Below are 17,384 nucleotides of genomic sequence, written 5' to 3' on the forward strand. Positions count from 1 at the left end.
CACATGAGCAAAGTAGCCGTAATCATGGGAAGCATCTCCGACATGCCAGTAATGCAAGATGCCATAGATATATTAAAAGGATTTGATATAGAAGTTGAAGTTGATATTGTATCGGCTCACAGAACGCCAGAAAAACTATTCGATTTCAGCAAAAATGCTCATACTCGTGGTATTTCTGTAATTATTGCTGGAGCAGGTGGAGCAGCACATTTACCTGGAATGGTTGCTTCTATGTCACCACTTCCTGTAATTGGAGTTCCTGTAAAATCAAGTAATTCTATCGATGGTTGGGATTCGGTTTTATCGATTCTGCAAATGCCAGGCGGAGTTCCTGTAGCAACGGTTGCTTTAAACGGAGCCAAGAATGCAGGAATCCTTGCAGCACAAATTATAGGAAGCCATGATAAAGTAGTTCTAGACAAAATTATAGCATATAAAGAAAGTCTAAAAGAAGCAGTTTACAAATCTTCTGAAGGTTTAAAAAATAAAGCATACATAAAAACGACAAAGGCTTCACATTACGGAAGCCTTTGTTCTTTTATAGTTTATTTAATTACGCCTCATCTTCGATTTCCTCTAAAACAGATTCAAATTCATATTCATTTATGTCTTCGTTGTTTATCCAATTCTCTGAAGTGACCAAACTGTAATTTATATTATCTTCAGTTGTCAATTCCCAAACAATAGCCACAGCTTCGGGAAATGAAATATTTTGTGACATTTGATTTTCAAACAATCTTTTTATAAGATTTCTGTCAGACAAACCATTATTCAATAATTTCAGTACGTTTTCGGCTGTCAATTTTTGTACTTCACCATCAGTTGGTGTCATTGAAAAATGAACGATAGAAGCTTTTGCGTTTGGAAATTTTCCGTTATATGCTTTAAACAGTAATTGATTTATATGGAATAAAGTTCCTTGCATATCTATTTCTGGATATTCTTCACAAACCTTATCTATTAACATATTATGCGCTATTTGCTCGATTTGTCCATCGCTTAATCTATCAGCAAATTTATATTTTAAGACTATCTCGGCTGCTTCATTAGGCTCGTAATCGGAAATAGCCATTTCTAATAACTCGAGCAAACTACTTTTTTCTGCCGATGCACCATCTGGATAGTTGAATCGTTCTAATAACTGAATAAGATCTTCATCTGACCAATATCCTTCAACTTCGTTTACAGTATCTATTCTCTTTATTACAATTTGATAATTCATCATTTTTCTATTTTATAATTTCTGATTAGCATTTTATAATTCTAATCACATTTTTTCAATTTACGCTTTTAAAAATGTGTACAGAAATAAATAACATATCTATAACACAATTTAAGAGGATTTTATGCCGAGAATCGATCTGGTTTAGACGATTAGATTTTTATAAATTGTTATCTTTGGAATTCAAAAACATTGAGTTCAATTCATAAAATAATTACATCATAATGAGCGTTTTACTTTCAAAATTTACAAACAAGCATAATACAGCACCTTTTTCGCAAATTAAAATCGAAGACTACGTTCCTGCATTTCAGGAAGGAATTGCTTTGGCGAAAGCCGAAATTGATGCAATTGTTAACAATCCCGAAGCGCCAACTTTTGAAAATACAGTTGTAGCAATGGATTTTTCAGGTGACATTTTAGATCGTCTTTCGAGTATTTTTTTCAACTTAAACTCAGCGGAAACGAGCGACGAAATGCAAAAAATCGCTCAGGAAGTTTCTCCATTATTATCTGAATTTGGAAATGACATTACACTAAACGCTGCATTATTTGCCAAGATAAAAGCCGTTTATGACCAAAAAGAAAGTCTAAATCTTAATCCTGAACAAACGACACTTCTTGACAAAAAATACAAGAGCTTTTCTAGAAACGGAGCTAATTTACCCGAAGATAAAAAAGATCAATTAAGAGAAATCGACAAAGAATTATCTAAATTGAGTTTGCAGTTTGGCGAGAATGTTTTAGCTGAAACAAATGCTTTCGAATTGCATCTAACAAATGAAAGTGATCTTGCAGGATTACCTGAAGGAACTATCGAAGCAGCTCGTTCATTGGCCAAAAGCCAAGAAAAAGAAGGGTGGATTTTTACTCTAGATCATCCAAGCTATGTTCCGTTTATGACCTATGCTGATAATCGTGAATTGCGTAAAAAACTAGCAATCGCTTTTGGAGCAAAAGCATTTCAAAATAATGAATTTGACAATCAGGAAATTGTGCTTAAAATCGTAAAATTACGTTTTGAAAGAGCCAATTTGCTCGGATATAAAACACACGCTCATTTTGTTCTCGAAGAACGTATGGCTGAAAACCCTGAAAAAGTATTCTCTTTTTCTAATGATTTATTGGCTAAAGCAAAACCTGCTGCCAAAAAAGAATTTGCTCAACTTACTGCTTTTGCAAAAGAGTTGGACGGAATTGAGCAATTAGAAAAATGGGATGGTGCTTACTATTCGGAGAAATTAAAACAACAGCTTTTTAATCTGGATGACGAAAAACTAAAACCATATTTTCAATTAGAGAAAGTACTTAACGGTGCTTTCACAATTGCAGGAAAACTATACGGACTTACTTTTACAGAAGTATTTGATATTGACAAATACCATGAAGAGGTAATGACTTATGAAGTTACAAATGATAAAAACGAATTAGTTTCAATCTTCTACGCCGACTTTTTTCCAAGAAAAGGAAAGAGAAATGGTGCCTGGATGACATCGTTTAAACATCAATATAAAAAAGATGGCGTAAACGAAAGACCGCATATTTCGAACGTTTGTAATTTTACAAAACCAACTGAAACAAAACCTTCATTATTGACTTTTAATGAAGTAACAACTTTGTTTCACGAATTTGGTCACGGATTACACGGAATGTTAGCTGATACAACTTACCCAAGTTTATCTGGAACATCAGTTTATTGGGATTTTGTAGAATTACCAAGTCAGATTATGGAAAACTGGTGCTACGAGCCTGAGGCTTTAGCTTTATTTGCGAACCACTATGAAACTGGAGAAATTATTCCGATGGAATATGTAAATAAAATCAAAGAGAGTGCAAGTTTTCAAGAAGGTTTAGCAACGTTACGTCAGTTAAGTTTTGGACTATTAGACATGGCTTGGCACGGGCAAGATCCAACTGCAATCACTGATTTAAAAACATTTGAAACGGAGCAATTTAAAGACACTCAATTATATCCTGATGTGAAAGAAAATGCAATGAGTACTGCTTTTTCACATATTTTTCAAGGAGGATATTCTTCTGGATATTACAGCTACAAATGGGCAGAAGTTCTAGATGCCGATGCATTTGAATACTTTCAGGAAAAAGGGATTTTCAATAAGGAGGTTGCAACTAAGTTTAAAGACAATGTCCTTTCAAAAGGAGGAACGGAACATCCAATGATTTTATACAAACGTTTTAGAGGTCAAGAACCAAAACCTGAAGCTTTATTAAAAAGAGCAGGATTGATTTAAAAATTAAAAGGCTTTAAATTTATTCCCCCCTTTTTTATTCAAATTTAATTTTCTAAGATTTATAGTATCTTAATAACAGATAAAAGCAGCTAAAACACTAAATTTTAGCTGCTTTTTAGTTATTCTCATTTTGCTGTTTAAGGGACCAATGCCCTCCCGTTTTGATACGCTACTTCTTACTAGCCCTTAGTTATCATTAAATTTGACATGATTTGCATTAATAATCTTCTTATTCCTGAGCTTTAACAATCTTTTTAAGTTGAGCAATCTTTAATAATCGTATTTCTTCAATGCGGTTTATTTTTGCATTATTTTGATTTTTTAGATTAGGTTTTGTCATAAACAAATACGACTCGAATACATGACTTAGATACAAAGGGGATTTCCCTATACCTCGTATCGTATCAGAATTTTGGGATTGATGACATGTAAAACAATTTACCAAATTAGTAGCATTAATAGTATGAACATCATCTTGAAATGTTTGTGTATATGTTTCCATTGTTACATTAGCTAAATTCGAAGAACCTCGTGCTAATGAACCTGGTAACACGCTAGCTATTGCACTTTTTACAATTGTATCAGCCTGCTTTTCAGGAGACATACCACTAGTATTTAACCAAATAGCACCGTTATAAAAATAATTCTTAAAGACATCTTTCAAATTTGCTTGTACACATTTATTGAGATTATCAATGTTATTAAAATTCACTGGTTCTGTTTGGCTTGTAACCATAAACGAGCTCGAATCTAAAACTCTAGGAACACCATATTCATAGAGAACAAATGCCTTATTTGGCACTAATGGATTATGCCCTTTTAACGTTATGCCTTGCACCCCTGAAGTTGTTCCTTTTTCATAAAACAACATCTCCTTTTCAGAAGTTACAGAATTATTTTTCCAATCATAAACAGGGGCCATCTCTTTATGCTCAAAGGTAGCCCAAATAAATTCAGGATGATTTTTTACAACTCCTACAACATGCATTCCCAATAGTGCCATAGTTTTTATCTCATATTTATTCTTCTTATTTTGAACAGCTGCTTTAGTTGTGAAATAATCTGCACGCTTCTCTTTCGCAATTGAATTTACATTAATCCACGAAACTTTTAACTCAAGGGAACCAACAGGAAATGCCTCCAAATTAGAATAAGGCAATTTTCCACTATTAATCATAGATGCTGCTAAAACAGCCTTCTTCATAAATATATCATTAATGTGGATAGAATAAAATACTGTATCACCACCAGCTCTTTTCTCTGAATTAACTTTAGGATTAGATACTAAAATACCTTCATCAAAACCAGCTTGATTGTAAGAACTTAGAACCAGTTTTAAACCAAACTGTGGATTAACTCGCTCCATCTGAGGATCAACCACTCTAAGAGAATCCAAAAACAAAGGATTCCCACTTTGTAAAGGCTTTGTAAGCCACAAAAATTTTTGCCACGACCATTGATGAAAATCACAATTTGTTGTCGTCTGGCTATCAAATGGACTTCCATCACCTTCTTTTGGAGCTGGAGTCTGTTCATGAGGAAACCAACTAGTTTCGCAATCACATGGAGCTGATTTAGCATCAGCATACCCAGTTGACAGCCCTTTTTTATTAAAAAAGTAGAATCCTATACCTCCAATTATTACAATAACTAGTAGGCTAATAATATATATTTTTTTCATAATTTCTTGGTTTTATTTATTTTTTAGAATTTAGAATGAAGTATTATACTATTTCCTTATCTAAGATAATTCATGGTTCTCCTCTGGTTCTAAACAAAACATTTCCATTACACTACTCCTGTTAAGTAAACTGTTTCTACCTACAATCGTTGCAAAGTCCGAAATCGAGAAAGAACCTCTTATCGGGACTTGATTAATTCTTGGTACTTTAATAACCTCAGCAACTCTTTCCTCTTTTAAAAGTTTTTCACTAAGAGATAAGTCTGAATGATAGTCCAGGCTTCGATAATTCCATGTATCAGAAACTAAATTTGGGGGATCGTGCGACATATTTAATTTTTTATAGGTTAAGTATTAAAAATCATTGGGGCTGATTTCATTTTATTAAAACTATTTGGTTTTTCAAGACTAAAGAAACAATAATCTAACAAATCAAAACAACGTATAAATACCTGATTTTCAATAAAAAAACAATCAAATTAATACTTCATCAAAAACTAAGCTTCAAAAAAAGGCCATCTGAACAGACGACCTTTTCGAATAAATTAACTTCCTATTCAATTTAGGCTTTTGCATTTATGCCAATTCTTCTTTTAGAACTGCTAAAGCTTTTACTGGTACGTCTTCAATTGTATGATTATAGTATGAAAATCCTCCAATTCCATTCCAACTATTATCAATAGCAAATGCAGCATCAAAATTGGCTAAAAATGCACCTATAGCTGGAGGAGTTACATGATGCACATATTGTCCATTAAGACTAACTACTTTTGTATACTTTCCAAGCCCTGTTGCATATATTTTTCCTGTTACCGGAACAACGATATGGCTATCAGGACCTTGTATAGCCTGAGTAATTACTACAGTACCTGTCACAGAATGCTGAGATGGTACTACTACTAAACTAAATCTTGCGATTGGAGCACCTGGTATTCCAACATTTCCGATTGTGCCTTGTGCTAAATAAGCACCTACTAATAAATTTGACATAATTTTCTAATTTAAATTTTTCCTTACTCGTAAGGCTTTTCAGTACCGCCTCGTTTTTTTTATTGGGTTCTGCTCCAAAATTTTTGATTTATTAGAAACAACCTTTCTAAGCAATCTCTTTCTATTTTCTTTATTAAAATTACAATACATCCAAAGTCATAAATAAAAAAATGTCATAAGACAGGTTTTTTTATCCATAGAGCAAACAATAATCGGAATAAAACCATTCCGGGCAACCGATTAAAAGTGAACATTTTATGAAAAACTAACATCTAAAATGCAGCAACATTAGTTTTTTGCAGTATTTAAAATCTATAGGAAGAATGAAAACTTAAATCTAAAAACTGTTCGATATTATTTCATCATTAACATTTCTAACTTTTCCAACGTTTGCTTTGCTTTTTCCATTTTAACTGCATATTCATCATTTACTTTTTGAACATCAGCATTACAAAAACTGCAAATAGTTTCTTCTTCATAAACATAATTATCACATCCGCTGCACAACTTAAGTGCTTTGGGGATTCTTGGAACCCGAATTGTATTATCAGGAACTAGAATGGGAGTTTCACTATTTGGTGATTGTATCTCTACTATTACTCCATTTTCATCTTCAACTATAATTTCAAAAAGTCCCATATCAAAAGATACGCCTGGTGCTTCTTGTATTTTTCTTATTCGCTCCTTAAGGCCTTTCTTTTGTAATTCTAAAGCGCGATGATGACAAAAAGGATTATTACCTCTCTTCCCAAACAACACATGACTTGTCCATGTACAGCCAGCCAAACAAGAAGATTCATAATAACAGCCTTTACAACCACCCCACAATTCTTCTTTATTTCTATATCTTGAAAAAACCATTTCTTGACTATACTTCCATATGTCTTCCAACTCCATATCTTTTACATTACCTCCTGTATAAGCGCTTGTTGGTAATGAAGGGCAACCTTTAATTTTACCATCAGCCTCAATTCCTATTCCTGTATGTCCTGCAGAGCATCCTGTATAATATTTTTCATTACCCTGCCTCCAAATATGTTCATACGGTCCAAAATAACCAATGTTATTTCCTGCCTGTATTAAAATATTATGTGCTAAGGCTTTTCTGTATATTACAATAAGGTCATCGTAAAAATCAATTAATTCATAAGGCTGAACTATTAACTCATCTGAATTATCCACAGCATTACCCATAGCAACAGCAAGTTGTATTTGCCAGTTCTTTACATCATTTTCTATTAGAACATCTAAGAGTTCATTCAGCTCATTTTTGCTTCTTTTAGTAATTACTGTATTTACACTAGAAGTTATATTGTGTTTTTTTAGCAGTTGTAAGCAATTAACAGCATGTTCAAAAGAATCTCTTCTTCCTCTTATTTTATTATGTGTATCAGGCATCCCATCGATGGAAACACCTATATTATTTATTCCTGCTTTTTTTGCATCAATGATTCGTTCTTCGTTTAAATTATATGCACCAGACTGCATAGAACATTCAATCCCACTTTGATGTATTCTTTCGATAATTTCAAGCCAGTCTTTTCTCAAAAAAGCTTCTCCACCAATAATAGAAATCTCTCTTGTACCAAGACGTTTAAGACTATCAATAACACCAAAACATTGTTCCGTAGTTAATTCTCCAGGTCTTACTTTTCCAGCTCTAGATCCGCAATGTGAGCATTTCAAATTACATGCTAAAGTAATTTCCCACACTACATGAACTGGAGTAGCTGTTTCATAATCATCTCTTACTCTGTATCGTGCCGAAGTCTTGTCCATCTTAATTTTCTATTTATGGTTTGATAATTGATTAAAAAAACGGCTTAAAAAGTAAAACTTAATAAACCGTCTTTTTTCGATTACTTTTTCTTTTTCAAAGCATCAATTGCATCAAGCAATTCTACCAATGCTACATGCAAATCTTTTTGATCTCTTATGGTTTTCTTAGCTTGCTCAGCTACTGCAACCATTTTTTCTAAATCATTTGAAGCTATCGCTTCTCTGATTCCTACTCCGTAAAGTACTGTTGCCATAATATCTTATGTTTATAGTTATTCTTACTCTTTAGGTTTTTCAGTTACCCCCTTGTTTCTCTGTACAAGTCAGTTTATTTTTTCTTTTTAAAGAATCTATTGCGTCTAGCAAGTCTAGCAGAGCTACAGTTAGATCTCCTTGATCTTTTATGGTTTGCTTCGCTTGTTTAGCGACAGCCTCCATCTTAGCCAAATCATTTGATACTAAAGCTTCTCTAATAGCGACGCCGTATGGCATAATTATTCCCATCGTTATAGTTTTTAATACTAATTATTGTTTTACTTCATGACTAATAACTTTTATAAGTTATTAGTCATGTAAAAAAATCATTGTAGTAGCCTAGTTACCCAATGTTATAGTTCTTCCAAATTGTGAATCATCACTAACATTTGTACAAAACATCCACTCAGTAGTAAAACGAGTACCATCTTCGTTCTCTCCCGTAGCTACATATTTATGATGAATGTTAAGTTTTGGTTTGTGGCTTTCTAAATTAAGATTATAGAATAAAGATCTCCCAAGTGTACCAAATCCATAGGTTCCACTAGCTCCTTCAATAACAGGAAGAATAACAGGCCCAACGCCTCCACCATTCCATTCAACATAAGGATACACATTCACATTTTTTACTTTTACAGGTATTGCTTGCATAATAATAGTTTTGTCCTACTCATAAGGCTTTTCAGATCCGCCTCCGCTTTGTACTGTGCGAAACAGTCCGTTTGTTTTAGTGGGTTCTGCTCCACTCATTTAATGAGTTAGCTGAATCATTTAAATATCAAAAAAACTATTATAAATGATAGATTTGGGGCTAACTTCTATTTCAAAGCTATAATAAATAAATAGGCATTTTTAACAAAATGGTATCAAACGGGAAATTTTGGTCATGAAACAAACAAAAAATGACACAGAACACAAAAACCTATAAATAACTAATTTTAAATTCATTGAAAAATAAATTATACTTCACGAAAACAAACTTTCATTTATTTTTGAAAGTTTAAAAACTTTTATTTACATTTGCTATATGGAATTCAAAGAAGCAAAAAATAAATTCGTTCAAACATGGGGGGCGTTAGGTTCTCAATGGGGTATTAATAAAACCATGGCACAAATCCATGCTTTATTAATGGTATCTAACGAACCTGTTTCTATGGAAGATGTAATGGAAGAATTGCAAATTTCTCGTGGTAATGCCAGCATGAATTTACGTGCTTTGATGGATTGGGGAATTGTTTACAAAGAATACAAATCGGGAGAAAGAAGAGAATTCTTTACTGCCGAAAAAGATTTAGACGAACTTGCTGTAAAAATCGCAAGAGAAAGAAGTAAACGCGAAATTAAACCTGCTCTTAAAATATTAAAAGAAGTTTCATCTATTGACTCGAAAGATTCAGCAGAAGAAAAACACTTTGTTGAGCAAACCACCAAGTTGTATGATTTTGTATTAAAGACAGACAATATGCTAGATAAAATGACAGAATTTAATGAAAACTGGTTGGGACGTTTGGTTCTAAAGATTATGAAGTAAAACCTCAAAACTAAAAAAATTTAATCAAAACTTTCATTTTTTTCTGAAAGTTTAAAACAATAAATAACTATGAAAGCAATAAACTATCTAAATTACTTTTTTGTCGGTTTACCAGTTATACTGGGTATCGCAGGGATTATCCATGAAGTATTCCCTATTTTAGGTATCCTTGCAACAATCATAACAGGCATATTTCAAGTTATTATAGCTATAAAAATGATAATAGATGAACCATATGACAGAAATCTCCAAATCTATATTACAACTGTAATTATATATTTTGCAACATGGTTTGCATTCCCAAAAATCGAATATATACCGATACTAAAACACGGTCTTATATTAATCCCAATACTTCTTGCCATTTATCTTTCAGTAATAATCTATAGAAAAGCAAACCTATGAGCTTCTTAACCGCAGAATGGAAAAATTTAGCATTATTTAATTATGAGGTCGATGCTAAAATACTCGAAAAATATGTTCCTCCTGGAACTGAGATTGATTTATGGAATAACAAATGTTACGTAAGTCTAGTTGGTTTTATGTTCAAAAATACAAAAGTATTAGGCATTAAAGTTCCTTTTCATGTCAACTTTGAAGAAGTAAACCTTCGCTTTTATGTAAAACGATTTGAAAATGGACAATGGAAACGTGGAGTCGTATTTATAAAAGAGATAGTCCCGAAAATTGCCATTACTTTTATTGCAAACACTCTATACAAGGAACATTACCAAACCAACAAAATGAAACATTCTGTTACAGAAAATGAAGATTCTAAAACGTTTGTTTATCAATGGAAAAATCATAACAAATGGAATTCAATTGAGGTTCAAACTGAAAAACAAAAAAAGGAAATAGAATTAAACTCTGAAGCCGAATTTATTACTGAGCATTATTTTGGATATACAAAATACGATAAAAATACCACTTTTGAGTATGAAGTAACTCATCCAAGATGGGAACAACTAGCAATAATCGATTATAAAATAGATGTTGATTTTGAAGATAATTACGGGAAAGATTTTGCTTTCCTGAATCAATCAAAACCACTTTCGACTTTTTTAGCGATTGGCTCTAAGATTACTGTCGAGAACAAGAAAAAATAAAGTCATGAATACAAATCTTAATATTATTGGGTACTTCATTTACTTAATAATTACCATTTTCATTATTGTTCGGGTTGGAAAAGCCTGTTATAAAAATGGTAATATATTCGTTTCCGAACTTATACCCGATCATGAAGATTTATGCCTTCGAATAAACCAGATATTGCTTCTGGGGTATTATCTATTAAATATTGGTTATTGTGCCATGACTTTAATTTCGTGGGAAACAATAATAGCGACCAATCAACTCATAGAAGTTATAGCAACCAAAACCGCACTTATCATATTTGTCATCTCAGGATTACATTATATAAACATCCTTATAATAACTAAATACGTTCAGAAATTAATTAATAACTAGTAAATCAAACATCATGGAAACTACAAAAATTTTAGTCGGTTATGCAATCTATTTACCAATAGCACTTTTCCTTACCTATTATGTTTCTAAAACTTTATTCGTAAACGGAAAAATATACATGCTTGACATCTTTAGAGGAAGAGAAGAAATTGCCGATGCAACAAATAAACTTTTTGAAACAGGATTTTATCTACTTAATCTTGGCTTTGCATTAATGATATTAAGAATAAGCGAAGACATTAGTAACTATCAAATCTTAATTGAAGCTTTAAGCTATAAAATAGGAAGTTTTTCTATTTACCTCGGATTGATGTTATTTCTTAATTTATATTTCTTTTTTAGAGGAAAAAGAAAAGCCAGAGAAGCACAACAAGAAGACAGATTAGTTTTAAAAGTTTAATTGATAACCAAACCTAGCAGGTTTTAAAAGCTTGTTAGGTTTAATACTATGCAAAATGAGTAAGCTTATTATCGCAGCTGGAACAGGTTTTTTAGGACAAGTTTTAGTCAATCATTTCAAAAATAAATTTGAAGAAATTGTAATTCTAACCCGAGGAAGATCACAAACCATTGATAGAATTAAATACGTTAACTGGAATGCAAAAACTTTTTCTGGTTGGGAAAGTGAACTTGAGAACGCAACGGCTCTAATTAATCTGGCAGGAAAATCTGTAGATTGTCGTTATAGCAAAGAAAACAAAAGAGAAATTCTATTATCTCGAATAGAAAGTACCCGAATTTTAAACAAAGCTATTTTAAATTGTGTAACTCCACCTAAGCATTGGCTAAATTCATCAACAGCTACCATTTATCGATTTTCATTAGATAAAGAAATGGATGAAACTACTGGCGAAATTGGAAATGATTTTTCTATAAATGTAGCTTTATCTTGGGAGAAAGCATTCTTTAAAACAGAAACTCCAAATACATTAAAAACTGCTTTAAGAACCTCAATAGCTTTAGGAAAGGAAGGTGGTGCTTTTAATCCCCTAAAAACCTTAGCCAAAATTGGATTCGGAGGGAAACAAGGAAAAGGAAATCAATTTATTAGTTGGATTCACGAAGACGATTTTGCAAATGCAGTAGATTTTATACTCCAAAAAGAAATGATCGGGGTTGTTAACGTTGTTTCTCCAAAACCAATTCGTAATGCTGACTTTATGAAGAAACTTCAAAGAGCTGTTGGTTTTCCTTTCGGAATCCCACTCAATACATTTCTACTTAAAATAGGAGCTTTCTTTATTCGAACAGAACCTGAATTAGTTTTAAAAAGTCGAAATGTAATTCCGAAAAGACTTTTAGAAAGTGGATTTAAATTTAAGTTCGATAATATAGAAGTTGCTTTTCGAAACCTATTGAATTAAAACTTTGACAAAGAGAATCCTCACTGATTATGACGACAATTCATCTTACAACAAAAATAAAAGCACCAAAACAAATCGTCTTTGATAATTCTAGAAATATTGATGTACATCTGCAATCTGCAAGCAAAACAAAAGAAGTTGCAATTGCTGGCACAACAACTGGATTAATAAATTATGACGAAACGGTAACGTGGCGAGGAAAACACTTCGGGTTTTACTTAACGCACAAAAGCCGAATTACTGCAATGAATTTTTACGACTATTTTGTAGATGAAATGGTTGAAGGAAAATTTAAATCATTTAAACACGAACATTTTTTTGAAGAAGAAAATGGGCAAACAATCATGACTGATAAATTACAATATGAAACTCCGTTTGGGATCTTAGGACAATTATTTGATGATTTATTTTTAAAGAAACATTTAATTCAATTCCTTTTAGAACGAAACAAAATCCTAAAAGAAGTATCTGAACAAGGGCAACTAAAGTAAATTCCTTACCTTTATAATTATTATGTAGTGTGAATAATTACTAAAACAATTTTAAAAATAAATATATGTCAGTAAAAACAAAAATTTTATCAGTAGCCTTTTTTGCAATCACATCTATGGGGTTTGCACAAACTAATTGTAAAGAATTGAAAGGATGCGAAAGAAAATTATGTGAATTGAACACAAAATTAGAATACGCTAAGAAAGCTGGAAATCAAAATCAAATTAAAGGTGTTGAAGAGGCAATAGCTCAAACTAAAAAGAACTGTACTACAAAAACAGTTACCAATAACCTTGACAAAAAAGTAAAAGAAAAACAAAAAGAAGTTAAGGAAAGAACCGATGAGTACAACAAAGCGGTTAAAAATCAAGAATCTAAAGAAAAAATCAACAAGAAAAAGAAGAAATTAGACGAAGCTAAAGCTGAATTAAATAAAGCTCTTGCGGATCAAAAAACGAAATAAAACTTTTATTTATAAAAAAACCGATGTTCATGCATCGGTTTTTTTGTTTCTATATCTTTTATCCACAAAACACAACCATCAGCCACCAAAAAATCGGAATACTTTCTACCCAAAAAGAGGTATAATATTTAGGTCGTTTTTCATTTGCAAAAACAATAAAAAGCGACAAAACAAGAACCATGATTAAATTAATCACCAATTGATTTTTATCAAAATTAGATTTTAAAAACTCCAAAAAATAAAATGGAATCAAAAGTAGTAACCCCAAAACTTTAGTTCGCTTTACTCCTATTTGCTGTGGAACAGTTTGCAAATGCGGATCATCATTTGCTAAATCGATAATCTCAAAAATCAATATAAGTACAAAGACTAAAATAAAACGCTGCACACATTTTAAATAAAAATCGGATGTAAAAGCAATTTCGGCATTTATCAATGGTAAAACCAAAGTAGCTCCAACCCAACAAAGCGCTACAATATAAATCTTAACTCCTGCCCAATTTCGGGCATTTTTTCGATTTGGGAAAAAAGGAAGTGTATAAAGTGCTGTAATTGCCAGAATTCCAACCGAAACAATTTGAGTAATCCTCTTTAATTGAAAAAAATAATAACCAACCAATATAAGAAAACAAAAACTAAAAACAGCAATAATTTTTAATTGATTTCCTATTGGTAATTTCTTTACTCGAACCAAGGCATCGTATTTCACAAAATTATAGCCGACAATTGTTCCAAAAAAAACAAATAAAGAGATTGATTCATCATACTCAATACCAAACATATGGAATGTTAAACGCACTAATGCATAACATGATAAAGCAACATGAATACTACTTATGATGTAAAAATTAATTAGTTGCATAATTACCCTCATAGAACAAAAATAATCAATTATTAAGAAATCAACCCTTTAGTTGTAAATTTCACAAAAATTGCCACTGAAAATAGCAATTAAATTATTATTAATACTTAATTTTGCAGCACTAAAAAACAACACTTTTACTACTATATGAAAACAGATGCTTTTGCTTTAAGACACATTGGGCCAAGAGAAACGGACCATCAACATATGTTGAAAACAATCGGAGTTGAATCTATTGAACAACTCGTTTATGAAACGCTTCCAGATGACATTCGTTTAAAAGCACCATTAAACTTAGATCCTGCAATGACAGAATATGAGTTTTCAAATCACATACACCAATTAGGAAATAAAAATAAGGTTTTTAAATCATATATTGGTTTAGGATACAACCAAGCAATTGTTCCAGCTGTAATTCAAAGAAATGTTTTCGAAAATCCAGGATGGTACACAGCATATACACCTTACCAAGCTGAAATTGCTCAAGGTCGTTTAGAAGCAATTCTTAATTTTCAAACTACAGTTATTGAATTAACTGGAATGGAAATTGCAAATGCATCTTTATTAGATGAAGCAACTGCTGCTGCTGAAGCGATGGCTCTGTTATTTGATGTAAGATCAAGAGATCAAAAGAAAAACGAAATCAATAAATTTTTCGTTTCTGAAGAAATTTTACCACAAACATTATCAGTTTTACAAACTCGTGCAACACCAATCGGAGTTGAACTAGTTATAGGAAATCACGAAACATTCGATTTCTCAACAGCTTATTTTGGAGCAATCCTTCAATATCCTGGAAAACACGGACAAGTTCATGATTATGCAGCTTTCATTGCTAAAGCAAAAGAAAATGAAATAAAAGTTGCTGTTGCAGCTGATATTTTAAGTTTAGCAAAATTAACTCCTCCAGGAGAAATTGGAGCCGCTGTTGTTGTAGGAACTACACAACGTTTTGGAATTCCGTTAGGATATGGCGGACCACACGCTGCTTATTTTGCAACAAAAGACGAATACAAGCGAAGCATGCCAGGACGTATCATTGGAGTAACAATTGATACTAACGGAAACCGTGCTTTACGTATGGCATTACAAACACGTGAGCAACATATAAAACGTGATAAAGCAACTTCAAACATCTGTACTGCACAGGTATTATTATCTGTAATGGCAGGAATGTATGCAGTATATCACGGACCAAAAGGATTGCAATATATTGCAGACAAAGTTCACGCTGCAACTGCAACTCTTGCAAATGAATTAAAAAAGCTAGGAGTAGAACAAACCAATACTGCATTCTTTGATACAATCGTAGTAAAAGCCGATGCTAAAAAAGTACGTACAATTGCAGAACAAAACGAAATTAACTTTTACTACATCGACGATAACACAATTTCTATTTCATTAAATGAAACAGTAAGTGTAGCTGAGGTAAACGAAATCATTTCAGTTTTTGCTATTGCTACAAATCAAAAAGCAACAGCAATTGATAGCTTAACTAATACAAATCATTTCCCAGAGCATTTAAAAAGAACATCATCATTTTTACAACATGATGTTTTCAACAAATACCACTCAGAAACTGCTTTGATGCGTTACATCAAAATGTTAGAGCGTAAAGATTTAGCTTTAAATCATTCGATGATTTCACTAGGTTCTTGTACGATGAAGCTAAACGCCGCTGCTGAAATGTTACCATTAAGCAACCCACAATGGAACAACATTCACCCTTTTGCTCCTCTTGATCAAGCACAAGGATACCAAGAGATGTTGAAAAAACTAGAACAGCAATTAAACGTTATCACCGGATTTGCTGGAACTACTTTGCAACCTAACTCTGGTGCACAAGGAGAATATGCAGGACTTATGGTTATTCGTGCGTACCACCAATCAAAAGGAGATCACCATAGAAACATTGCTTTAATTCCATCATCAGCACACGGAACAAATCCTGCTTCGGCTGCAATGGCTGGAATGAAAGTTATTGTTACAAAAACTTTGGAGAACGGTAACATCGACGTAGAAGATTTACGTGAAAAAGCAATTCTACATAAAGATAATCTATCTTGTTTAATGGTAACTTACCCTTCTACACATGGAGTTTACGAAAGTGCTATTAAAGAAATTACTCAATTAATCCACGATAACGGTGGTCAGGTTTATATGGATGGTGCAAATATGAATGCTCAAGTAGGATTAACAAATCCTGCTACAATTGGAGCTGACGTTTGTCACCTAAACTTACACAAAACTTTTGCAATCCCTCACGGTGGTGGTGGACCAGGAGTTGGACCAATTTGCGTTGCTCCACAATTAGTTCCATTTTTACCAGGGAACCCAGTTATTGCAACAGGAGGAGATCATGCAATTACAGCTATTTCTGCTGCTCCATGGGGTTCAGCTTTAGTTTGTCTAATTTCTTATGGATACATCTCTATGTTAGGAGCTGAAGGTTTAAAAAGCGCTACTCAGCATGCCATTTTAAATGCTAACTACATCAAAGAAAAATTAAGTGGTCATTACGATACTTTATACTCTGGAGAGATGGGTCGTGCAGCTCACGAAATGATTTTAGAATGTCGTCCATTTAAACAAAAAGGAATTGAGGTTACTGATATCGCAAAACGTCTAATGGATTACGGTTTCCATGCACCAACGGTTTCTTTCCCAGTAGCAGGAACTTTAATGATTGAACCTACTGAAAGTGAAAACTTAGAAGAATTAGATCGTTTTTGTGAGGCTATGATTTCTATTCGTAAAGAAATTGAAGCTTCAACAATCGAAGATAAAAATAATGTATTAAAAAATTCACCACATACATTAGCAATGCTTACTACAGATGTTTGGGATTTTCCATACACAAGAGAGCAAGCTGCTTTCCCATTAGATTATATTGCTGAAAACAAATTCTGGCCAACTGTACGCAGAGCCGATGACGCTTTTGGAGATAGAAATTTGGTTTGTAGCTGTGCTCCTATTGAAGCATATATGGAAGAATAAAAATAAAAACAAATCTTACAAATGCCTCG

19 protein-coding genes and 1 pseudogene are annotated in these 17,384 nt (G+C 32.6%); 11 read left to right on the plus strand and 9 right to left on the minus strand.

All coding sequences use genetic code 11. From position 1 onward, the window contains the following. Nucleotides 1-3: 3 nt before the first annotated feature. Nucleotides 4-483: pseudogene (gene purE / locus EAG11_RS14690) on the plus strand (5-(carboxyamino)imidazole ribonucleotide mutase); the annotation flags it as partial. 70 nt (nucleotides 484-553) lie between these two features. Here purE and EAG11_RS14695 read toward each other — a convergent pair. Further along, a complete protein-coding gene (locus EAG11_RS14695; protein WP_242499169.1) occupies nucleotides 554-1,225 on the minus strand; it encodes a hypothetical protein in 672 nt (223 codons plus the stop codon). A gap of 221 nt (nucleotides 1,226-1,446) precedes the next feature. On the opposite strand from EAG11_RS14695, the gene EAG11_RS14700 reads away from it, so the two are divergent. After that, on the plus strand, nucleotides 1,447-3,474 hold the full coding sequence (locus EAG11_RS14700; protein ID WP_129539815.1) for a M3 family metallopeptidase: 2,028 nt from the start codon (nucleotides 1,447-1,449) through the stop codon (nucleotides 3,472-3,474). Between the two features lie 229 nt (nucleotides 3,475-3,703). Here the strand turns inward: EAG11_RS14700 and EAG11_RS14705 are convergent, their stop codons facing one another. The 7 genes from EAG11_RS14705 to EAG11_RS14735 all read right to left on the minus strand — a co-directional run bounded on the left by EAG11_RS14705 (nucleotide 3,704) and on the right by EAG11_RS14735 (nucleotide 8,830). Next, nucleotides 3,704-5,155 (minus strand): hypothetical protein, encoded by a 1,452-nt coding sequence (locus tag EAG11_RS14705; protein WP_129539816.1) that lies wholly within the window; start codon nucleotides 5,153-5,155, stop codon nucleotides 3,704-3,706. Between the two features lie 60 nt (nucleotides 5,156-5,215). Beyond that, the gene (locus tag EAG11_RS14710) at nucleotides 5,216-5,485 is read right to left on the minus strand and encodes a hypothetical protein (RefSeq protein ID WP_129539817.1); all 270 of its coding nucleotides are present in this window, start codon (nucleotides 5,483-5,485) and stop codon (nucleotides 5,216-5,218) included. Nucleotides 5,486-5,731: 246 nt separating this feature from the next. Beyond that, nucleotides 5,732-6,145, minus strand: a complete 414-nt coding sequence (locus EAG11_RS14715) for a DUF1842 domain-containing protein (RefSeq protein WP_129539818.1) — start codon at nucleotides 6,143-6,145, stop codon at nucleotides 5,732-5,734. Nucleotides 6,146-6,499: 354 nt separating this feature from the next. Continuing rightward, nucleotides 6,500-7,924 carry a radical SAM/SPASM domain-containing protein gene (locus EAG11_RS14720; protein ID WP_129539819.1) on the minus strand — a complete coding sequence of 475 codons (1,425 nt, stop codon included), beginning with the start codon at nucleotides 7,922-7,924 and terminating at the stop codon, nucleotides 6,500-6,502. Between the two features lie 80 nt (nucleotides 7,925-8,004). Next, a complete protein-coding gene (locus EAG11_RS14725) occupies nucleotides 8,005-8,178 on the minus strand; it encodes a DUF1843 domain-containing protein (RefSeq protein ID WP_082001761.1) in 174 nt (57 codons plus the stop codon). Nucleotides 8,179-8,218: 40 nt separating this feature from the next. Beyond that, the gene (locus EAG11_RS14730) at nucleotides 8,219-8,428 is read right to left on the minus strand and encodes a DUF1843 domain-containing protein (RefSeq protein ID WP_129539820.1); all 210 of its coding nucleotides are present in this window, start codon (nucleotides 8,426-8,428) and stop codon (nucleotides 8,219-8,221) included. Nucleotides 8,429-8,518: 90 nt separating this feature from the next. Continuing rightward, entirely contained in the window at nucleotides 8,519-8,830 is a 312-nt protein-coding gene (locus EAG11_RS14735; protein ID WP_129539821.1) for a hypothetical protein, read from the minus strand. A gap of 376 nt (nucleotides 8,831-9,206) precedes the next feature. Here EAG11_RS14735 and EAG11_RS14740 point away from each other — a divergent pair, with 376 nt between their 5' ends. From EAG11_RS14740 to EAG11_RS14775, 8 genes are all read left to right on the plus strand, one after another. Next, nucleotides 9,207-9,710, plus strand: a complete 504-nt coding sequence (locus tag EAG11_RS14740; RefSeq protein ID WP_129539822.1) for a GbsR/MarR family transcriptional regulator — start codon at nucleotides 9,207-9,209, stop codon at nucleotides 9,708-9,710. A gap of 69 nt (nucleotides 9,711-9,779) precedes the next feature. Next, nucleotides 9,780-10,115: a hypothetical protein gene (locus EAG11_RS14745; RefSeq protein ID WP_129539823.1), complete on the plus strand. Its 336-nt coding sequence runs from the start codon at nucleotides 9,780-9,782 to the stop codon at nucleotides 10,113-10,115. Then, the gene (locus EAG11_RS14750) at nucleotides 10,112-10,816 is read left to right on the plus strand and encodes a YqjF family protein (RefSeq protein WP_129539824.1); all 705 of its coding nucleotides are present in this window, start codon (nucleotides 10,112-10,114) and stop codon (nucleotides 10,814-10,816) included. The genes EAG11_RS14745 and EAG11_RS14750 overlap by 4 nt, the downstream gene beginning before the upstream one ends. A gap of 4 nt (nucleotides 10,817-10,820) precedes the next feature. After that, on the plus strand, nucleotides 10,821-11,177 hold the full coding sequence (locus tag EAG11_RS14755) for a hypothetical protein (protein WP_129539825.1): 357 nt from the start codon (nucleotides 10,821-10,823) through the stop codon (nucleotides 11,175-11,177). Between the two features lie 13 nt (nucleotides 11,178-11,190). Continuing rightward, complete coding sequence (locus EAG11_RS14760) at nucleotides 11,191-11,577, plus strand: hypothetical protein (RefSeq protein ID WP_129539826.1); 387 nt, start codon at nucleotides 11,191-11,193, stop codon at nucleotides 11,575-11,577. 55 nt (nucleotides 11,578-11,632) lie between these two features. Then, entirely contained in the window at nucleotides 11,633-12,541 is a 909-nt protein-coding gene (locus tag EAG11_RS14765; protein ID WP_129539827.1) for a TIGR01777 family oxidoreductase, read from the plus strand. Between the two features lie 29 nt (nucleotides 12,542-12,570). Next, a complete protein-coding gene (locus EAG11_RS14770; RefSeq protein ID WP_129539828.1) occupies nucleotides 12,571-13,032 on the plus strand; it encodes an SRPBCC family protein in 462 nt (153 codons plus the stop codon). A 65-nt stretch (nucleotides 13,033-13,097) separates the two neighbouring features. After that, complete coding sequence (locus EAG11_RS14775; RefSeq protein WP_129539829.1) at nucleotides 13,098-13,496, plus strand: DUF1090 family protein; 399 nt, start codon at nucleotides 13,098-13,100, stop codon at nucleotides 13,494-13,496. Nucleotides 13,497-13,554: 58 nt separating this feature from the next. Here the strand turns inward: EAG11_RS14775 and EAG11_RS14780 are convergent, their stop codons facing one another. After that, nucleotides 13,555-14,358 (minus strand): hypothetical protein, encoded by an 804-nt coding sequence (locus EAG11_RS14780; RefSeq protein ID WP_371414594.1) that lies wholly within the window; start codon nucleotides 14,356-14,358, stop codon nucleotides 13,555-13,557. A 147-nt stretch (nucleotides 14,359-14,505) separates the two neighbouring features. On the opposite strand from EAG11_RS14780, the gene gcvP reads away from it, so the two are divergent. Continuing rightward, a complete protein-coding gene (gcvP, locus tag EAG11_RS14785) occupies nucleotides 14,506-17,355 on the plus strand; it encodes an aminomethyl-transferring glycine dehydrogenase (RefSeq protein ID WP_129539831.1) in 2,850 nt (949 codons plus the stop codon). Nucleotides 17,356-17,384 lie beyond the last annotated feature (29 nt).

This window comes from Flavobacterium sp. 140616W15, from assembly GCF_003668995.1.
Lineage (GTDB): Bacteria > Bacteroidota > Bacteroidia > Flavobacteriales > Flavobacteriaceae > Flavobacterium.

Bases quoted from the DNA above. Each gene is read 5' to 3' on its own strand.
- EAG11_RS14705 (WP_129539816.1), bottom strand. From the start codon at position 5,155: ATGAAAAAAATATATATTATTAGCCTACTAGTTATTGTAATAATTGGA.
- EAG11_RS14780 (WP_371414594.1), bottom strand. From the start codon at position 14,358: ATGCAACTAATTAATTTTTACATCATAAGTAGTATTCATGTTGCTTTA.
- EAG11_RS14710 (WP_129539817.1), bottom strand. From the start codon at position 5,485: ATGTCGCACGATCCCCCAAATTTAGTTTCTGATACATGGAATTATCGA.
- EAG11_RS14755 (WP_129539825.1), top strand. From the start codon at position 10,821: ATGAATACAAATCTTAATATTATTGGGTACTTCATTTACTTAATAATT.
- EAG11_RS14700 (WP_129539815.1), top strand. From the start codon at position 1,447: ATGAGCGTTTTACTTTCAAAATTTACAAACAAGCATAATACAGCACCT.
- EAG11_RS14695 (WP_242499169.1), bottom strand. From the start codon at position 1,225: ATGATGAATTATCAAATTGTAATAAAGAGAATAGATACTGTAAACGAA.
- EAG11_RS14740 (WP_129539822.1), top strand. From the start codon at position 9,207: ATGGAATTCAAAGAAGCAAAAAATAAATTCGTTCAAACATGGGGGGCG.
- EAG11_RS14725 (WP_082001761.1), bottom strand. From the start codon at position 8,178: ATGGCAACAGTACTTTACGGAGTAGGAATCAGAGAAGCGATAGCTTCA.
- EAG11_RS14775 (WP_129539829.1), top strand. From the start codon at position 13,098: ATGTCAGTAAAAACAAAAATTTTATCAGTAGCCTTTTTTGCAATCACA.
- EAG11_RS14750 (WP_129539824.1), top strand. From the start codon at position 10,112: ATGAGCTTCTTAACCGCAGAATGGAAAAATTTAGCATTATTTAATTAT.
- EAG11_RS14760 (WP_129539826.1), top strand. From the start codon at position 11,191: ATGGAAACTACAAAAATTTTAGTCGGTTATGCAATCTATTTACCAATA.
- EAG11_RS14770 (WP_129539828.1), top strand. From the start codon at position 12,571: ATGACGACAATTCATCTTACAACAAAAATAAAAGCACCAAAACAAATC.
- EAG11_RS14745 (WP_129539823.1), top strand. From the start codon at position 9,780: ATGAAAGCAATAAACTATCTAAATTACTTTTTTGTCGGTTTACCAGTT.
- EAG11_RS14715 (WP_129539818.1), bottom strand. From the start codon at position 6,145: ATGTCAAATTTATTAGTAGGTGCTTATTTAGCACAAGGCACAATCGGA.
- EAG11_RS14765 (WP_129539827.1), top strand. From the start codon at position 11,633: ATGAGTAAGCTTATTATCGCAGCTGGAACAGGTTTTTTAGGACAAGTT.
- EAG11_RS14730 (WP_129539820.1), bottom strand. From the start codon at position 8,428: ATGGGAATAATTATGCCATACGGCGTCGCTATTAGAGAAGCTTTAGTA.
- gcvP (WP_129539831.1), top strand. From the start codon at position 14,506: ATGAAAACAGATGCTTTTGCTTTAAGACACATTGGGCCAAGAGAAACG.
- EAG11_RS14720 (WP_129539819.1), bottom strand. From the start codon at position 7,924: ATGGACAAGACTTCGGCACGATACAGAGTAAGAGATGATTATGAAACA.
- EAG11_RS14735 (WP_129539821.1), bottom strand. From the start codon at position 8,830: ATGCAAGCAATACCTGTAAAAGTAAAAAATGTGAATGTGTATCCTTAT.